This is a genomic window from Streptomyces sp. NPDC001880 (assembly GCF_053594575.1).
Window position 1 is genome coordinate 118847 of record NZ_JBSFET010000013.1, and the last position, 16598, is coordinate 135444.

Below are 16598 nucleotides of genomic sequence, written 5' to 3' on the forward strand. Positions count from 1 at the left end.
CCTTCCATCTTGCCCCTTTCACAAGGAACGCGTAGGCAACCGGGTGGCTCGAAATGCTCGCTCGGCCCGGCGGGCGGAAAATGGATCTCCCCGAGGACATTTGGCCGAACACCACCTGGACCCATTAGGTGCCCCAGGCATCTAGTGAGTGGAGATCGGTAGGACTCCCCCCTCTCTTTGCGAGGTCCGTCATGGCAGATGCCGAGACCGTCTCCTTTCCGCAGAACCGCACCTGTCCCTACCACCCGCCGACGGGATATCGCGAGCACCGGGAGCAGCGGCCCGTGTCTCCCGCCAGGCTCTTCGACGGCCGCACGGTGTGGCTGGTGACCGGGCACGCCGAGGCGCGTTCGCTCCTGGTGGACCAGCGGCTGTCGTCCGACCGGGAGAACCCCGCGTTCCCGTTCTTCGCCGAGCGGCTGGCTTCGAGCAAGCTGCGCCGCGTCGAGCTGCTCGGCGTCGACGACCCGGAGCACAACGCCCAGCGCCGGATGCTGATCCCGAGCTTCACGGTCAAGCGGACGGCTGCGCTCCGGCCGCAGATCCGGGAGACAGTGGACCGGCTGCTCGACGCGATGGCCGAGCAGGGCCCGCCGACCGATCTGGTCGACGCCTTCGCCCTGCCCGTACCGTCCATGGTCATCTGTGCCCTGCTCGGGGTGCCCTACGAGGACCACGAGTTCTTCGAGGCGCAGTCGCGCAAGCTGCTCCGCGGTCCGGCGGCGGCGGATGTCGAGGCGGCTCGGGACGAGCTCGACGACTACTTCCGGGTGCTGATCGAGCAGAAGCGGGCCGCCCCCGGCGAAGGGCTGCTCGACGAGCTCATCGTCAAGCAGCTGGAGACCGGTGGAGTGGACCACGTCGAGCTGGTGCGGCTGGCCCAGATCCTGCTCGTCGCCGGGCACGAGACGACCGCGAACATGATCTCGCTCGGTACGTTCACGCTGCTCCAGCATCCCGATCAGCTCGCCCGGATGCGCGAGTCCGAGGGCCTGATGGGTTCGGCGGTCGAGGAACTGCTCCGCTTCCTGTCCATCGCCGACGGAATCTCGCGGGTGGCCGTCGAGGACATCGAGGTGGGCGGGGTGACCATCCGTGCGGGGGACGGTGTCGTCCTGACCACGTCGGTGATCAACCGGGACGAGACCGTCTATCCGTCCCCGGACGAACTGGACCTCGGGCGGAACGCGCGCAATCACGTCGCTTTCGGCTTCGGGGTCCATCAGTGCCTGGGCCAGAATCTGGCCCGTGCCGAGCTGGAGATCGCACTGCCCGCGCTTTTCGACCGTTTTCCCGGTCTGCGGCTCGCGGTACCCGCTGAAGAAATCCCGTTCAAGCCCGGTGACACCATTCAGGGGCTGCTCGAACTACCCGTGACATGGTGATCGGAACATGGTGATCGGAATGCGACCGGAAGGCTCTGCCGGAATGCGGATCAGTATCGACAAGGACCGGTGCATCGGTGCGGGCCAGTGCGCGCTCACCGCACCGAAGGTGTTCACCCAGGACGACGACGGGTTCAGCGAACTGCTGCCCGGTTACGAAGAGGCCCTGGACGGCGCCACGGTGAAGGAGGCCGCCCGGGTCTGCCCGGTGCAGGCGATCAGCCTCGGCTGACGGGCCGCCGGGCCGTGCCCGTACGGCAGGTTCCGTACGGGCACGGGTGGGCCGGAGGTCCTACGGCCAGAGCAGTTCCCGGGTCCAGTGCGCGTCCTGCCTGCGGTAGCGCAGCCGTACGTGCCTGCGCGCCGCGTCGCCCTGGAAGAACTCGACCTCCCGTGCCTCGACCACGTACCGGGTCCAGGTCGCGACCTCTGCGTCCGGTTCGGCCCGCGCCCGCTCCCAGGCGGCGTCGGCGGTGCGGGTCAGCTCCTCCAGTGAGCTCAGCACCTCGCTCTGCGAGCCGGTCAGCGCGGCTGCCAGCGCACCGGTCGAGCGGGCGTGCAGATCGGCCAGGCTCTCGTCGGGTGCGCATGCGGTGACCGGCCCCCGCACCCGCACCTGCCGGCCCTGCGCCGGCCAGTAGAAGCCGAGCGCCGCGTACGGCCGGGCGGCGAGCTGGCGGCCCTTCGCGCTGGTGCGGTGGGTGGCGAAGTGCCAGCCGCGCTCGTCCGCGTCGTGCAGCATCAGCGTCCGCACATCGGGGTGCCCCTCGGCGTCCGTGGTGGCCAGCGACATGGTGTGCGGCTCCGCCTGCCCGGCGGCCACCGCCTCGGCGAACCAGCGGTGGAAGAGAGCGAGCGGGGCCGGCGGCGCGGCGGCCGGATCGAAGCCGGGAAGCTCCACTTCCCAGACACGCTGGGCATGGAGCAGGTCCAGGAAGCTCTGGTGTGCGTCGGTCATGCCCCCATTGCAGCGCACGCCCGGTACGGGGCGGGCGAGCCGGTTCCTCGATCTGCCGCGTGCGGAGGATCTGCCCGTCCTCCCGGCGCTCACCGCCGTGACGATGGCCGAGCTCCAGCAGGGTGTGGCCATGGCCCGAGACCCCGGTGTGCGGGTGGCCCGGATGGAGAAGCTCGGTGCCTCGGTGGCCGACTTCGAGCCGCTTCCCTTCGACGGGGAGGCCGCGGCCCGCTACGGGAGCCTGGTGGCGCTGGTGATCGCCGCCCGGCATGATCCCCGGCCCCGGCGCATGGACCTGATGATCGCGTCCATCGCCTCGGTCAGGGGGCTGCCGCTCTACACGCGCAACGCGGCCGATTCCAAGGGGCTGGAGGGGCCCTCACCGTCGTCCCGGTGTGACCCGGCCGGCCACGGAGCCCCGTACCCTCACCCTCGCCCCAGCACCACCGTCCCCGACGAGCAGAACCAGCCGCCCGTCCCCGATGCCACCGCCAGCTCCGGGAGCCGGCCGCCCGCCCTGCGCACCTGGCGTTCGCCCGCCTCGCCGCGCAGTTGGCGTACCGCCTCCACCAGCAGGAACAGCCCGCGCATCCCGGGATGGCAGGCGGACAGGCCGCCGCCGTCGGTGTTCACCGGCAGCTCGCCGGTGAGCCCGGTCCGGCCCTTCTCCACGAACGCGCCGCCCTCGCCCTTGGCGCAGAAACCCAGATCCTCCAGTGTCACCAGCGTCATGTAGGTGAACGCGTCGTAGAGCTCGGCGAGATCGATGTCCGAGGGCCGCACCCCGGCCCGCTCGAACGCCAGGCGGCCCGAGACCGCCGCCGGGGAGACCGTGAAGTCGTCCCACTCGGACATGGTGGAGTGCGAGACGTGCTCGCCCGTGCCGAGGATCCACACCGGCGCCTTCGCCGTGTCCGCCACGTACTCCTCGGCGGCCAGCAGCACCGCACAGCCGCCGTCGCTGCGGATGCAGCAGTGCAGCTTGGTGAACGGGTCCGCGATCATCGGCCCCGACAGCACCTCGTCCACCGTGACCGGGTCCCGGAACATCGCGTCCGGGTTGGCAGCCGCGTTCGCCCTCGCCTGGACCGCGACCTCGGCGAGCTGCTCCAGGGTCGTCCCGTACTCGTGCATGTGACGGCGGGCGGCCATCGCGTACTTGGCGATCAGCGAGTGCCCGTACGGCACCTCGAACTGGAGCGGGCCGCGCGCCCCGAAGGAGAGGTTGGAGGTCCGGCGACCCGCCTTGATGTCCGCGCGCGCCGTCGACCCGTACACCAGCAGTACGGCATTGGCGTGCCCCGCCGCGATCGCATCCGCTGCGTGGGCCGCCATCACCTCCCAGGTCGATCCGCCGACCGCGGTGGAATCCACCCAGGTCGGCTTCAGGCCCAGGTACTCGGCGACCTCGACCGGGGCGAGCGTGCCGAGCCCGGCGGAGGCGAAACCGTCGACGACGGACCGGTCCAGCCCCGAATCGGCCAGCGCCCGACGGGCGGCCTGGGCGTGCAGGGCGTACGGCGTGGCCGTCTCTACGCGTCCGCAGTCGGCGAGGGATATGCCGACGACAGCGACCTTGCGGTGGGAAGAAGGCATGAATCTGACGGTACATCAGATCCGGGTGCGGGGGGACCGTCCGGCGGGGCGGGGATCCGCGGCTGCCTCCCGTGCGCAGCTCTGGGCATCTCGGGGATTCGGCCCTAGCATGACGCACCGTCAGATCAGGGGCTTCCGGCCCCTGAGGGGAAGGAGTCCGCCGATGGATGCCGCCTTCACCGCGGAACAGGACGAGATCCGCCGCACCTTGCGCGAACTGCTGGCCGCCCGCTGCGCACCCGACGACGTCAAAAGCGCCGTGCGCACCGCCGACGGGTACGACGCGGAGCTGTGGCGCCGCCTCGCCCAGGACCTCGGGCTGCCCGGACTCGCCCTCCCGCAGGAGTACGGAGGCGTCGGCTGCGGTCTCACCGAGCTCGCCGTCGCCTGTGAGGAGACGGGCCGCGCCCTGCTGCCCTCGCCCCTGATCGCCACCGCCGCACTCGCCGCGCCCCTGATCGCCGCACTCGGCACCGACACCCAGCGCGCCGCCCTGCTGCCGCGCATCGCGGCCGGTGAGCTGACCGCGACCCTGGCCGTCCCCGGCGGCTCGCTCGCCACCGCCCTCGGCCTCACCGCCGACGGAGCCGACGGAGCCTGGGCGGGCGGCGGCCGGGCGGGCGGGATGCAGGCCAGGCCGGTCGCCGGCGCGGCGGGCTGGCGGCTGTACGGGGAGGCGGCCCAGGTGCTCGACGGGCACAGCGCCGGACTCCTCCTGGTCGCGGCCCACGCCGGAGGCTTCCCGCGCAGCCGTACGCTTCTCTTCCTGGTCCGCCCGGACACGGCGGCCGGAGTCGTCCGCAACCGCAGCACCTCGCTCGACGAGACCCGCCCGCTGGCCCGGGTCGAACTCCGCGACACCGAGGCCGAACTCCTCGGCGCGGACGACGCCATGGACATCGGTGGCGCACTCGCCGCGGCCGGTCACCCGACTGCCGCGCTGCTCGCCGCCCAGGCGGTGGGGGCGGCGGCGGGCGCGCTGGAGCGGACGGTCGAATACGTCAAGGCGCGCGAGCAGTTCGGCCGGGCGATCGGCTCCTTCCAGGCCGTGAAGCATCGCCTCGCGGACCTGTACGTATGGGTGCAGGCGGCCCGCTCCGCGGCGTACTACGCGGCCTGGGACCCGGCCGATGCCGGGGGGCTCGCCCTCGCCCAGGCCCTGGAGGCGCTCCGGACCACCACCGGCGAGGCCGTCCAGCTGCACGGCGGGCTCGGCTTCACCTGGGAGCACGAGGCGCATCTGTACTTCAAGCGGGCCGCGGCCGACGAACTGCTCTTCGGTCCCGTCCACCGGCTCCGTGACCACGCGGCGCAGCGGGCCGGGCTGTTCGCGGGAGCGGTGAACGGGGTGGCGGCGGGATCGGTGGCGGGGGCGGTGACGAGGCAGGCGGCGGGATCGGCTACGGGGCCGACGACGAAGCCGGCCGTCCCGGGACCGGCCGGACGGATGGCGGTCTGATGGCGCCCGGTGTCCGGCTGATCCAGAAGGTCTCCTCCACCCGCGCGTTCGCGAGGATCGCCCCGCATGTCGTTCCCGCCATGGACCGTACGGTGCACCGGCTCACGCGCGGCAGGGTGCTGCTCAGCTCCCGGATGCTGCCGGGGCTGATCCTGATGGTGCCGGGGGCGAGGAGCGGGCAGCTCAGAACCACTCCGCTGGCCTGCATGCCGGAGGCGGGGGCGGAGCAGAGCTGGATTCTGGTCGGCAGCAACTTCGGCCGTACCGGGCACCCTGCCTGGACCGCGAATCTGCTGGCCGGTCCCGACGAGGCGGTCGTCAACTGGCGGGGCCGGGACATTCCGGTGCACGCCACGCTGCTGGCTGGTGCCGAGCGGGACGAGGCGTGGCGGGCGGCGCTGAAGTTCTGGCCGCCTTACGCGACTTACCAGGAGCGGGTCGACCGGGAGATCCGGCTCTTCAGACTGCGCGGGCGCGACGGCTCCTGAACGCGGCTTCTGAACGCGACGGTTTTGAACGGGACGGTTCCTGAACGGGGGTGCCGCCTGAACGCGGCGGTTCCCGAATCGGTCCGGGTGCACCGATGGCGGACCACATGTGTGGCCCGCCGTCGGTGAGACAGGACCTGGGGCGCCCGGGACGGCCGCGCGATACCCGGTGGGGGCGGGCCGTCGGCGCCGGTGCTACCTCGTCGGCTTCCTGCCGGTGATGCCCAGATGTACCAACAGGGCGAGGTTCGGCTTGAGTTCGGCCTGCTTCACACCCCAGGTCGTAAAGCCCTTCTGGTGCGAGGCGACGGCGGCCAGCATCGCGACCAGCGAGCCCGCCATCGCCGCGGCGCTGACCTCCTTGTCGACCTTGCCCCTGGCCTGGAGCTCCTTCACCGAATCGGTGAGGGAGTTGGTGACCGAGTTCAGGATCTTCATGCGGATCTTGTAGAACCGCTTGTCGCCCTCGGCCGCACCGAGGTCGACCACGCGCAGGATCGCGTCGTGGTGCCGCCAGAAGTCGAGGAATCCCTCGACCAGTTCCTCGGCTGTCTGCCAGCCGGCCTTGCCGACCCAGGAGCGGCCGGCGACCAGTTCGGTCAACCCGGCACCCTCCTTGGCCATTTCCTCGGCGATTTCGAGGACGGCGCCCTCGACATCGGGGAAGTACTGGTAGAAGGTCGCGGGTGAAGTCCCCGCCTTCCGGGCGACGTCGATGACTTTGACGTCCCGGTACGGTGAGGAGCTGAGCATCTCGCTGAGGCAGTCGAGCAGCTTCTGCCGCGTCGCCTGTCCGCGTCGACCGGCCACGCGGCCGTCGACGGTGCGCACTTGTCCTGTCATGCCGTCAGCTTACCGAGGGGTGATCGGAGCGCGATTCGGCCGACTGCAAATGGGGATCACCGCAGGCGCGGCGGGGGCAGTGGCCGGATTTCGACGCATGCGCACCTGGAGTGAACCATGGAGTGACAAGTCTTATCAACAGCCTGTGGATAACTTCCGTGGATAACTTTCCGTGATGCCGTGAGCATGGAAGTCTTCCGTCGAAGCGCGTCGAAAATCAGTTCGATAGGGAGGGGTCGGGGCGCGATGCGCGCGACCCGCGGTTACGTTGGCTGTGACGAGCGACACTGCGCGAATCGCGAGCGACGCGTGATCACGGAAGGACCCGGGCCCATGGCCGCATTCGCACCATCCGCGCCGTGCTGGGTGGATGCGCAGCTTCCCGACCTGGAAGCGGGCAAGCGCTTCTACGGCGAGCTGTTCGGCTGGACCTTCCGGGCCGGTGAGGGGCCGTACGCGGACGCCTGCAGCGGCGGGAAGCTCGTCGCCGCGCTCGCTGCCAAGCAGGACGGCCGGATGCCCACCGCCTGGGGGATCTACTTCGCCACCGACGACATCGTCACGTCCGTCGCCCGGATCAGGGAGGCGGGCGGCCAGGTGATCACCGAGCCGGTCCGGGCCGGCCGGGCCGGAATCCTCGCCCAGGCGGCCGATCCCGGCGGAGCGGTCTTCGGGCTCTGGCAGGCCGGTGACCGCGAGGGCTTCGAGAAGCAGAACGAACCCGGCTCCTTCTGCTGGGCCGAGGTCCACACCCGCCACAAGGACCAGGTGGACGCCTTCTACGAGCAGGTCTTCGGCTTCCAGAGCACCGACCTCGACCTGGACGCCGAACCTGGTGAACCCGCCGAACCCGCCGAACCCGCCGAACCCGGTGAACCCGCCGAACCCGCCGAACCCGGTGAACCCGGCGAACCCGGTGAACCCGGCGCGGACGAGCGGGAGGAGCGGGAGGAGCGGGACGAGCAGGAGGAGCGGGACGAGCAGCGCGAACCCGTTGCGGCCGGCCCCGCCCCCGAATTCCGGATGTGGTCCCCGGCGGGCACCGAGCCCGGACCGGACACCGCGGTCGCCGGGCGCAGGGTCATCACCGACGCCTTCCCGGCGGAACTGCCCAGCTACTTCCTCAGCTACTTCGCCGTCGAGGACTGCAACAGCACGGCCGGGCACGCCGTACGCCTCGGCGGCCGGATCTCCGCACCGCCCTTCGACATCCCGTACGGGCGGATGGCGGTCCTCCAGGACGATCAGGGCGCCGTCTTCGCTGTATTTCAGCCCCTTGTGTCCGAGAACGGGGCAGAGTGAGCTGTGACACCCCGATCCGCCCCCGGGTTCGCAACCAGGGCCTCAGCCAGGAAGAATCGGGGGAGCGCACCGCCGGGTGGTGCCCAGTGGTGAGACGCCGTACAGGGCGGGTTTTCGCGGGCTTCTGTTGCTGAGGCCCGTACGGGGAGGTGGCAGGGCAAGTGGTGGAGCAGCTGACGCAGCACGACCCGAGGCGGATCGGCCCGTTCGAGGTGCTGGGACGGCTCGGGGCCGGCGGCATGGGGCTGGTCTATCTCGCCCGCTCGGCTTCGGGCCGACGCGTGGCGATCAAGACGGTCCGTACGGAGCTCGCCGAGGACCAGCTGTTCCGGGTCCGCTTCACGCGCGAGGTGGAGGCCGCCCGCGCCGTCAGCGGCTTCTACACCGCTGCGGTGGTGGACGCCGACGCGCGTGCCGCCGTGCCGTGGCTGGCCACCGCCTATGTGCCGGCCCCCTCGCTGGAAGAGATCGTGAGCGAGTGCGGGCCCATGCCGGTCCAGGCGGTGCGCTGGCTGGCCGCCGGTATCGCCGAGGCGCTGCAGTCGATCCACGGAGCGGGGCTCGTCCACCGCGACATGAAGCCGTCGAACGTGCTCGTCGTCGAGGACGGCCCCCGGGTGATCGACTTCGGGATCGCGTCCGGGGTCTCCAACACCCGGCTGACCATGACGAACGTCGCCGTGGGCACGCCCGCCTACATGTCGCCCGAACAGGCCAGGGACTCGCGCAGCGTCACCGGCGCCAGCGACATCTTCTCGCTCGGCTCCACCCTCGTCTTCGCCGCCACCGGCCATGCGCCCTTCCACGGCGCCAACCCCGTCGAGACGGTCTTCATGCTGCTGCGCGAGGGCCCCGACCTGGAGGGCCTGCCCGGCGAGCTGCGGCCGCTGATCGAGTCCTGCATGCAGATGGACGCCGGTCTGCGGCCCACCCCCGCCGACCTCCAGGCCCAGCTGGCCCCGCACCTCTTCGCCTCCGGCGGCGACGACAGCGGTACGGCCTCGGCGTGGCTGCCGACCTCCGCCACCGCGATGATCGAGCAGCGCCGCGGCGGCCGGAAGACCGCCGCGCCCGTCCCGGTGCCGCCGCCGCCCCCGCAGCCGCCGGGCGTCGACCGGGACACCGCCTGGCGCAGCGGCGGAGACCTGCGCTCGGCCGCCGGCCCGCAGCCCGGTCCGGCTCCCGCGCCCGACGCGGGCGGTCCGGTGCGGCTGCCCGGTGCGAAGGTGCCGATCGGCCCCGGCCCGCGCGCCCAGGACGTACGGGCCACCGCCACGACCACCGCGGACGCGGGCCCCGCGACCGGCTGGGTGCGCCCGCCCGCCGGGGTGAACGGTTCCGCCCCCACCGCCCCCGTCTCCGCCCCCGTGCCCGGCCCCGCGCAACCGCCGGAGCCCCCGCCCGGCCCGGACCGCTGGCGGCCCTGGCGGTTCCGGATGTCCAACGACGTGTGGGGTACCCCCGTCGTCGCCGGGGACCTCCTCTACGTCACGTCGTTCGAGGTGCACGCCCTGGACGTCGGCAACGGGCGCCGCCAGTTCAAGACCCGGGACGTGGCCTGGGTGATGACCGTCGAGGGCGGCCGTATCCACGCCTCCGACGGGCCGTCCCTGTACGCCCTGGACGCGGCGACCGGCGCCGAGCGCTGGCGGCTCCAGACGGACGCCTGGGTCTACTCCCTCAAGGCCGACCGCGGCACCGTCGTCACCGGCACCCGGGGCGGCGGCGTCCAGGCCTGGGAGGCCTCCACGGGCGAGAAGCTGTGGGAGAGCGCCGGACTGCAGACCGACTTCGAGACGGCGGAGGCGGGACCCGTGATCCACGACGGCACGGTCTACCTCTGGCAGGACGCCCGGCTGCGCGCCGTCGACGCCCGTACCGGCATCGAGCGCTGGTCGTACCCCATCGGCGACGCGGCCTCCTGCGGCGGTGTGCCGGTCCGGGTGACCGCGGCCCCGGACGGCTTCGTCTACGTCAGCGCCGGGGCCCGGGTCCTGGCCGTGGACAACGTGTCCGGCCATGTGCGCTGGCACTTCGAGTCGCCCGCCGTCTTCCTCTCCCCGCCCGCGTTCGTGCCCGGCCCCGCCGTCACCGGCGGCGGTGTGTACCTCGCCGACTACCTCGGCACGGTGTACGCGATCGACGCCTCGACCGGCAAGGACCGCTGGCGCATCGCCACGGAGGCCCGCCAGTCGATCGAACCGGTCCTGGTGACGGCCGGAAACGTCCATGTCGGCAGCGGCAGCGCGCTGTACACGCTCGACGCGGTCACCGGCACCCCGAAGTGGCGGTTCGCGGCGGGCGGCGAGGTGGTGGGCGCCCCGGTGGTCGCCGACGGCCGGGTCCACTTCGGCTCCGCCGACCACGTCCTGTACACCTTGGACGCGGCGGGCGGCCAGCTCCGCTGGAAGCTGGCGACGGGCGGCGAGATCACGGGGTCGCCGGTGGCGCAGGGCGGCGTCGTGTACGCGTGCAGCAAGGACCGCTGCGTGTACGCGCTGGACGCGCTGAAGGGCACGGGTACGGGCGGCCGGGCCAGGGCGTAGACCGCGGCGGGCCTCAGCGGTTCGGGCGCCCGTCGGCGTCCGGGCCCTCGTCCGGGCGGCGGGCCGCCGGGTCCGGCCCCGTGTACGGCTCCGGCTCGGGCTCCGGCAGCGTGCTCGTCTGCACGGACGGTCCCGGCTCCTGCGTCGGCGGCCAGGTGTCCGGGTTCTCCGAGCCGGGTGCCGCGTACGGCTGATCGCGCGTCCCGTGACCGGTCCGCCGCCCGGACATCACCGCCGCACCCACCAGCAGCAGCACCCCGCCCGCCGCCGCCTCGGCCACTCCCCACCGCAGCCCGGAACCGTCGCCCGCGACCGCCGGACTGCCCAGCGCCTGCCCCTGGCGCACCATCCACAGCACGGTGAACCCGAGCACCACCGCACCCGCGGCCGCCACCAGCAGCCGTGACCGCAGCACCACACCGACCACCGTCAGCAGGGCGGCGAAGAGGAACGCGAGCAGGATCGAGTCCGGCGGACCGGGCCGGCCAGGGGTGATGCCGGTGAACAGTTCCTCGATCCGGTAGTGGCGCCCGAGGCGACCGTCGTACCAGCCACGGAAGGGGCTCAGCACGGCAGCCGCCGCTCCGACGAGAGCGAGCACCGAGCCCAGGACGTTGCGCATCACCATCGGCCTCCTGCGCGTGCGTGGACCGGTGTCACAGCTCTGCACCGCTCACGGCCTCGACGCTACGCCCGGCCCCTGGGGCTCGCCACCTTGCGCTAGGGTCTCTCGTTCGGGTCAGGCCGGATCAGGGCGCGGTGCCGGGGCACGCGAGCCCGGCATGATCCGAACGAGAGACCCTGGCGTGACGCACGGTCGTTCGACAACTGCAGAGACGGACAACAACACAAGGGGGGCTGCATCGATGATGCGGCAGCACATAAAGCTTTCCGCGGTACTGGTCGTGGTGGTACTCGCCCTCACCGGCTTCTCCACCTCCAGCCACGGCGGCCGCAGTGGCAAGAGCAAGAGCGGGGGGTCGAGCAGCAGCGGCGGTGGCTGTTCCAACTCCAAGAAGAGCAACGGCAGCTACGACAGCAGCGACTACGACGACGATGACTACGACTCGTCGAGCAGCTCCTCCGGCGGTACGGACTACGCGACGGCGACCCCGAGCACCACGGCGTCCGACGCGCCCGAGGCGTACGTCCTCCGCTGCGCCCAGCCCCGCAAGGGCAAGCGCAAGGCCGTCACCACCTCCACCGTCAAGCTCACCGCCAACGCCTCCGGCTCCCACACCTACGAGGTCGAGGTGGCCTTCCTCAACGCACGCGGCAACGCTATCGACACCGGTTACGCCACCGTGGACGCCGAGGGCGGCGACACCGTGACCCTCTCCGTGCCGATGGACAGCCCGCGCAAGGTCTCCCAGGTGAAGAACTGCCGGGTCGAGGCCGAGCTGAGCTACTGACCCACTGACCTGCCGCCCCGTCGGCCGGTCCGTCAGCGTGTCCGGAATCCGCCCGTGCCCCGCCCCCGGAACAGTTCGGCCTGCCGCTCCGGCGGCAGATTGCCGAGTGCGATGAGGTGCGGGGCGTGGGCCATGGCCTGCGCTCTGGCCGCCTCCCGCGCGGACCACACCGCCCGTACCGTCCCCTGCACCGCCTGAGTCGGGTACGAGGCGATCACACCCGCCGCCCGCAGCGCCGCGTCCACCGCGCCGCCGGGCGCCGTCACCTCGCTGACCAGCCCGGTCTCGTACGCGCGACGGGCCGAGACCCGCTCGGCCGTCCCCATCAGCGACATCCGGGCCACCTCGCCGAACGGCATCCGCTGCGCCATGGAGATCGCCTCGTAGGCGCTGACCATGCCGTACGTCGTGTGCGGGTCGAAGAACGTCGCCTCCTCGGACGCGATCACGAACTCCGCCTCGCCCAGCAGATAGAACGCCCCGCCGCAGGCCATCCCCTCCACGGCCGCGATCACCGGCTTCCACAGGTCGTTCGCCTTCGGCCCGATCGTGAGCAGCGGATCGTCGATCGTATACGGGGACGAGGGCTGCGGCACGTCCACGTCCCGGTCGATCCCGGTGCAGAAGGCCCGGCCGCCCGCACCGGTGAGAACCACTGCTCGCACCCCGTCGTCGAAGCGGAACGCCCGCCAGACGGCTGCCAGTTCACCGGCCGTGACCAGGTCGATCGCGTTGAGCCTCCTGGGCCGGTCGAGGGTGACGAGCGCGACCCCGGTCTCCTTGTCCGTCTCCGTGCGCAGTGCCATCGCCCCTCACCGCTCCAGCAGCCAGCGCACCAGGGTCACCCCGGGACCGGCCGGGCAGAACACCGCCCGCACCGGCGCGCCGATCCGCAGCCGCCCCGGATCGACCGAGTCCAGCGGGGCGTCCGGACCGCTCACCACATTCCCCACCAGCCGGATCTGCGGCGCGTCCGCCAGCTCGACCACGACGGCGTTGTACGGGGCCTGCGCGGCATACGCGGGCAGCAGCGGCGGATGCGGCAGCACGTAGGACCAGATGCGGCCGCGTCCGCTCATCGGCCGCCACTCGCTCTCGAAGGACTGGCAGTGCGGGCAGCACGGCCGGGGCGGGAAGCGGAGCCGTCCGCACTCCTGGTCGGCGCACGCCTGGACGCGGAGTTCGCCGCGGGCCGCGTACTCCCAGAAGGGGGCGCCGTCCTCGTCCACGACGGGCAGCAGCAGAGCATCCATCCCGGTCAACTCCTCAACTCCTCAGCAGTACGGCGGATGTGGGCACGCCCTCACCGGCGGTGACCAGGCAGGTCCCGGCATCCGGGACCTGGGCGGTGGAGACGCCGCGCAGCTGCTTGACGCCCTCGTTGATCAGGTTGAAGCCATGCACATACGCCTCGCTGAGCCCGCCGCCCCCGGTGTTGATGGGCAGCCGCCCGCCGCTCTCCAGCGCCCCGCCCTCGGTGAACGCGGCGCCCTCGCCGCGCCCGCAGAAGCCGTAGCCCTCCAGGGAGAGCGGGATGAGCGGGGTGAACGCGTCGTAGATCTGCGCCACATCGACATCGTCCGGGCCGAAGTCGGCCTGTTTCCACAGCTGCCGGGCGGCCGTCCAGGCGGGCCCGCTGAGCGGGTCGTCGTTCCAGTAGTTGACCATCCCGTGGTGCTGGGCGGGCAGTCCCTGGGCGACGGAGTGGATGTAGACGGGCTTCTGCCGGCAGTCCCGGGCCCGCTCGGCGGAGACGATGACGCAGGCCAGTGCCCCGTCCGTCTCCAGGCAGTTGTCGAAGAGGCAGAGCGGCTCGCTGATCCACCGCGAGGTCATATACATGTCGCGGGTCAGCGGCCGTTCGTACATCACCGCGTCCGGGTTCTGGTTGGCGCGGTTGCGGCAGGCGAGGGCGACGTTGAACAGGTGGTCGCGGGTCGCCCCGTACTCGTGCATGTACCGCCGGGCCAGCATTCCGATCTCGTCGGCCGGCCGCAGCAGCCCGTACGGGCGGGTCCACTGGGCGGGGGTGGGCAGTTGCACCGCGGTGTTCTTCCAGGGCCGGGGCCCCGACCCCCGCTTCCGCGACCGCCAGGCGACCCCGACGCTCGCCTGCCCCGTCGCCACCGCGGCGGCGAGATGCGCGATCGTCGCGCAGGAGCCGCCGCCGCCGAACCCCACCTTGCTGAAGAAGGTGACGTCGCCGGCCCCGACGGCCTTGGCGACCTCGACCTCGTCGGTCTCCTCCATCGTGTACGAGGCGAACGCGTCCACCTCCGACGCGGCGATGCCCGCGTCGTCGAGCGCCGCGACGATGGCCCGGCAGGCCAAGGTCTTCTCGGACTCCGGCAGTTGTTTCGCGAAGGCCGTCTGTCCTATGCCGGCTATCGCCGTCGCGTCCTTGAGTGCCGTCACCGCCACCTCCCAGGCCGTCATGACTGCTGACAGCGGCAGAGGCTACAGCTAATCTGACACATAGTCAGCTACTGCGTCAGGAGGCGAACGATGCGCGGCGACGAGGAGTGGGGCAGCATTCCGAAGCTGGTCCGGGCAGCGGCGCGACGGTACGGGGACCGGGAGGCGGTCGTCGAGGGCCGCACCCGGATCTCGTACGCCGAACTCGGCGAGCGCGTGGAGCGGGCCGCCGCCGCGTGCATGGCCTCGGGCGTCGAGCCGGGGGACCGGGTCGCGGCCTGGGCTCCGAACACCCTGGACTGGATCGTCTCCGCGCTGGGGGCGGTCACGGCCGGCGCGGTCCTCGTCCCCCTCAACACCCGCTTCAAGGGCAGTGAAGCGGCGTACATCCTGCAACGCAGCCGGGCGAAACTCCTCTTCGTCACGGGCACCTTCCTCGGCACCTCGTACGTCGCGTCGCTGCGCCGGGCGGAGGCCGAACTCCCCTGCCTGGAGAAGGTGGTGGTGCTGGCGGACACCGCTCCCGACGACTACGTCACCTGGAAGGACTTCCTGGCGGCGGGGGAGGAGGTGCCCGGTGCGGCGGTACGGTCCCGGGCCGATGCGATCGCCTCCTCGGCCCCCTCCGACATCATCTACACCTCGGGCACCACGGGCCGGCCCAAGGGTGCGGTGATCACCCACGCCCAGACCCTGCGCTGCTACGCGATCTGGAGCGAGCTGGCCGGTCTGCGCGAGGGCGACCGCTATCTGATCGTGAACCCGTTCTTCCACACCTTCGGCTACAAGGCGGGCATCATCGCCTGCCTGATGCGGGGCGCGACGATGGTCCCGCAACCGGTCTTCGACGTGGACACGGTCCTGGCCAACATCGCCGCCGAACGCATCTCGGTGCTGCCCGGCCCGCCCACCCTCCACCAGTCCCTCCTGGACCACCCGGCGCGCTCCGCCCACGACCTCTCCGCCCTCCGCCTGGTGGTGACGGGTGCGGCGGTGGTTCCGCTGAAACTGGTGGAACGCCTGCGCACCGAGCTGCACATCACCACCGTCCTCACCGCGTACGGCCTCTCCGAGGCGAGCGGCATCGTCACGATGTGCCGTCGTGGCGACCCCGCCGAAACGATCGCCTCGACGTCCGGCCGGGCGATCCCGGGCACGGAGGTCCGCGTCCTGGCCGACCCCGGCACGCCCGGCGAGGTGCTGGTCCGCGGCTTCCACGTGATGCAGGGGTACTTCGAGGACCCGGAGACCACGGCTGCCGCGATGACCCCCGACGGCTGGCTCCGCACCGGCGACGTGGGCGTCCTCGACGAGGCGGGCAACCTCCGGATCACCGACCGGATCAAGGACATGTTCATCGTCGGCGGCTTCAACGCGTACCCGGCCGAGATAGAGCAGCTCCTCGGCCTGCACCCGGACGTGGCCGACGTGGCGGTGATCGGCGTTCCGGACCCGAGGCTCGGCGAGGTCGGCAAGGCGTACGTGGTCCGCAGGGCGGGCGCGACGACGACCGCCGACGATCTGATTGCCTGGTCGAGGCGCGAGATGGCGAACTACAAGGTCCCCCGGGCGGTCGAGTTCGTGACCGGCCTCCCGCGCAACGCGAGCGGCAAGGTGCTGAAGGGGGAGCTGCGGTGATCGCGGGGCGGCAGCGGGGCAGGGCGGTGGTCTTCGCTTCGGACGAGGACGACATGGGGAAGCTGTGCGGGGCGGGGGTGCTGGTCCGGGGGCTGCAGGGGGCATGACGAAGGGGCACGAGCCGGGTGGCTCGTGCCCCTTCATCGCTGTTTCATCGCCGTGTGCCCGCGTCCGCGGACATGCGGCGGCCGCGACGGCTCCCCCTCCGCACCGCCGCGGCCGCTCCCCCGTCGAGTGAGGTTTCAGGCCTTCTCGGAACCCGCGTGGTTCTCCTGCGTCTTGAGGAGGTCCTTCGGCGTGCTGCCGGCGTGGTTCTCCAGGGTCGTGATGTCCTCGGTCACGCTGCCGGCGTGGTTCTCCAGCGGCTTGACGGTGCTGCCGCCGTTGCTCGGGTTGCCGGCGTGGTTCTCCTGTGTGATCGCGGCACCGGTCTTCGGCTTCAGTGCGTCGCTCATGCCTGTCAACTCCCAGAGATCTTGCTTGCTCGGTCGGCGATGCCCGTCCAGCTGTTCCCCCGTGGACTGCTGGACGGGCATGTCAGGGCCGTTCACCCTAG

The 16598-nt window shown here is 71.8% G+C and carries 16 protein-coding genes; 8 read left to right on the forward strand and 8 right to left on the reverse strand.

From position 1 onward, the window contains the following. Nucleotides 1-191 precede the first annotated feature (191 nt). Both ACWCQ6_RS11220 and ACWCQ6_RS11225 read left to right on the forward strand, forming a co-directional pair. The gene (locus ACWCQ6_RS11220) at nucleotides 192-1385 is read left to right on the forward strand and encodes a cytochrome P450 (RefSeq protein ID WP_451087762.1); all 1194 of its coding nucleotides are present in this window, start codon (nucleotides 192-194) and stop codon (nucleotides 1383-1385) included. A 43-nt stretch (nucleotides 1386-1428) separates the two neighbouring features. Beyond that, entirely contained in the window at nucleotides 1429-1617 is a 189-nt protein-coding gene (locus ACWCQ6_RS11225; protein ID WP_451087764.1) for a ferredoxin, read from the forward strand. A 60-nt stretch (nucleotides 1618-1677) separates the two neighbouring features. Here the strand turns inward: ACWCQ6_RS11225 and ACWCQ6_RS11230 are convergent, their stop codons facing one another. Then, nucleotides 1678-2343: a pyridoxine/pyridoxamine 5'-phosphate oxidase gene (locus ACWCQ6_RS11230; protein ID WP_451087766.1), complete on the reverse strand. Its 666-nt coding sequence runs from the start codon at nucleotides 2341-2343 to the stop codon at nucleotides 1678-1680. A 426-nt stretch (nucleotides 2344-2769) separates the two neighbouring features. Then, a complete protein-coding gene (locus ACWCQ6_RS11235) occupies nucleotides 2770-3939 on the reverse strand; it encodes a thiolase C-terminal domain-containing protein (protein ID WP_451087768.1) in 1170 nt (389 codons plus the stop codon). A gap of 163 nt (nucleotides 3940-4102) precedes the next feature. Between ACWCQ6_RS11235 and ACWCQ6_RS11240 the strand changes: the two genes are divergently transcribed. After that, nucleotides 4103-5398, forward strand: coding sequence for an acyl-CoA dehydrogenase family protein (locus tag ACWCQ6_RS11240; protein ID WP_451087770.1), 1296 nt, complete (start codon nucleotides 4103-4105; stop codon nucleotides 5396-5398). After that, nucleotides 5398-5886, forward strand: coding sequence for a nitroreductase family deazaflavin-dependent oxidoreductase (locus ACWCQ6_RS11245; protein WP_451087772.1), 489 nt, complete (start codon nucleotides 5398-5400; stop codon nucleotides 5884-5886). The genes ACWCQ6_RS11240 and ACWCQ6_RS11245 overlap by 1 nt, the downstream gene beginning before the upstream one ends. A gap of 195 nt (nucleotides 5887-6081) precedes the next feature. Here ACWCQ6_RS11245 and ACWCQ6_RS11250 read toward each other — a convergent pair whose 3' ends face one another. Then, nucleotides 6082-6729 (reverse strand): TetR family transcriptional regulator, encoded by a 648-nt coding sequence (locus tag ACWCQ6_RS11250; RefSeq protein WP_451087774.1) that lies wholly within the window; start codon nucleotides 6727-6729, stop codon nucleotides 6082-6084. A gap of 333 nt (nucleotides 6730-7062) precedes the next feature. On the opposite strand from ACWCQ6_RS11250, the gene ACWCQ6_RS11255 reads away from it, so the two are divergent. Together ACWCQ6_RS11255 and ACWCQ6_RS11260 are read left to right on the forward strand one after the other, a co-directional pair. After that, nucleotides 7063-8031: a VOC family protein gene (locus ACWCQ6_RS11255; protein ID WP_451087776.1), complete on the forward strand. Its 969-nt coding sequence runs from the start codon at nucleotides 7063-7065 to the stop codon at nucleotides 8029-8031. A gap of 161 nt (nucleotides 8032-8192) precedes the next feature. After that, nucleotides 8193-10577 (forward strand): outer membrane protein assembly factor BamB family protein, encoded by a 2385-nt coding sequence (locus ACWCQ6_RS11260; RefSeq protein ID WP_451087778.1) that lies wholly within the window; start codon nucleotides 8193-8195, stop codon nucleotides 10575-10577. 13 nt (nucleotides 10578-10590) lie between these two features. Here the strand turns inward: ACWCQ6_RS11260 and ACWCQ6_RS11265 are convergent, their stop codons facing one another. Then, nucleotides 10591-11202, reverse strand: a complete 612-nt coding sequence (locus tag ACWCQ6_RS11265; RefSeq protein ID WP_451087825.1) for a hypothetical protein — start codon at nucleotides 11200-11202, stop codon at nucleotides 10591-10593. A gap of 241 nt (nucleotides 11203-11443) precedes the next feature. Between ACWCQ6_RS11265 and ACWCQ6_RS11270 the strand changes: the two genes are divergently transcribed. After that, the gene (locus ACWCQ6_RS11270) at nucleotides 11444-11989 is read left to right on the forward strand and encodes a hypothetical protein (protein ID WP_451087780.1); all 546 of its coding nucleotides are present in this window, start codon (nucleotides 11444-11446) and stop codon (nucleotides 11987-11989) included. Nucleotides 11990-12021: 32 nt separating this feature from the next. Here the strand turns inward: ACWCQ6_RS11270 and ACWCQ6_RS11275 are convergent, their stop codons facing one another. From ACWCQ6_RS11275 to ACWCQ6_RS11285, 3 genes are read right to left on the reverse strand one after another with little or no spacing between them, the layout of a single operon-like run. Beyond that, a complete protein-coding gene (locus ACWCQ6_RS11275; RefSeq protein WP_451087782.1) occupies nucleotides 12022-12795 on the reverse strand; it encodes an enoyl-CoA hydratase/isomerase family protein in 774 nt (257 codons plus the stop codon). A gap of 6 nt (nucleotides 12796-12801) precedes the next feature. Beyond that, nucleotides 12802-13242: a Zn-ribbon domain-containing OB-fold protein gene (locus tag ACWCQ6_RS11280; protein WP_451087784.1), complete on the reverse strand. Its 441-nt coding sequence runs from the start codon at nucleotides 13240-13242 to the stop codon at nucleotides 12802-12804. Nucleotides 13243-13255: 13 nt separating this feature from the next. Then, nucleotides 13256-14404 (reverse strand): lipid-transfer protein, encoded by a 1149-nt coding sequence (locus ACWCQ6_RS11285; RefSeq protein WP_451087827.1) that lies wholly within the window; start codon nucleotides 14402-14404, stop codon nucleotides 13256-13258. 90 nt (nucleotides 14405-14494) lie between these two features. Here ACWCQ6_RS11285 and ACWCQ6_RS11290 point away from each other — a divergent pair, with 90 nt between their 5' ends. Then, nucleotides 14495-16042 (forward strand): FadD3 family acyl-CoA ligase, encoded by a 1548-nt coding sequence (locus ACWCQ6_RS11290; protein WP_451087786.1) that lies wholly within the window; start codon nucleotides 14495-14497, stop codon nucleotides 16040-16042. Between the two features lie 242 nt (nucleotides 16043-16284). Here ACWCQ6_RS11290 and ACWCQ6_RS11295 read toward each other — a convergent pair whose 3' ends face one another. Beyond that, nucleotides 16285-16497, reverse strand: a complete 213-nt coding sequence (locus ACWCQ6_RS11295; RefSeq protein ID WP_451087788.1) for a hypothetical protein — start codon at nucleotides 16495-16497, stop codon at nucleotides 16285-16287. Nucleotides 16498-16598 lie beyond the last annotated feature (101 nt).

Bases quoted from the DNA above. Each gene is read 5' to 3' on its own strand.
- ACWCQ6_RS11220 (WP_451087762.1), top strand. From the start codon at position 192: ATGGCAGATGCCGAGACCGTCTCCTTTCCGCAGAACCGCACCTGTCCC.
- ACWCQ6_RS11225 (WP_451087764.1), top strand. From the start codon at position 1,429: ATGCGGATCAGTATCGACAAGGACCGGTGCATCGGTGCGGGCCAGTGC.
- ACWCQ6_RS11230 (WP_451087766.1), bottom strand. From the start codon at position 2,343: ATGACCGACGCACACCAGAGCTTCCTGGACCTGCTCCATGCCCAGCGT.
- ACWCQ6_RS11235 (WP_451087768.1), bottom strand. From the start codon at position 3,939: ATGCCTTCTTCCCACCGCAAGGTCGCTGTCGTCGGCATATCCCTCGCC.
- ACWCQ6_RS11240 (WP_451087770.1), top strand. From the start codon at position 4,103: ATGGATGCCGCCTTCACCGCGGAACAGGACGAGATCCGCCGCACCTTG.
- ACWCQ6_RS11245 (WP_451087772.1), top strand. From the start codon at position 5,398: ATGGCGCCCGGTGTCCGGCTGATCCAGAAGGTCTCCTCCACCCGCGCG.
- ACWCQ6_RS11250 (WP_451087774.1), bottom strand. From the start codon at position 6,729: ATGACAGGACAAGTGCGCACCGTCGACGGCCGCGTGGCCGGTCGACGC.
- ACWCQ6_RS11255 (WP_451087776.1), top strand. From the start codon at position 7,063: ATGGCCGCATTCGCACCATCCGCGCCGTGCTGGGTGGATGCGCAGCTT.
- ACWCQ6_RS11270 (WP_451087780.1), top strand. From the start codon at position 11,444: ATGATGCGGCAGCACATAAAGCTTTCCGCGGTACTGGTCGTGGTGGTA.
- ACWCQ6_RS11275 (WP_451087782.1), bottom strand. From the start codon at position 12,795: ATGGCACTGCGCACGGAGACGGACAAGGAGACCGGGGTCGCGCTCGTC.
- ACWCQ6_RS11280 (WP_451087784.1), bottom strand. From the start codon at position 13,242: ATGGATGCTCTGCTGCTGCCCGTCGTGGACGAGGACGGCGCCCCCTTC.
- ACWCQ6_RS11290 (WP_451087786.1), top strand. From the start codon at position 14,495: ATGCGCGGCGACGAGGAGTGGGGCAGCATTCCGAAGCTGGTCCGGGCA.
- ACWCQ6_RS11295 (WP_451087788.1), bottom strand. From the start codon at position 16,497: ATGAGCGACGCACTGAAGCCGAAGACCGGTGCCGCGATCACACAGGAG.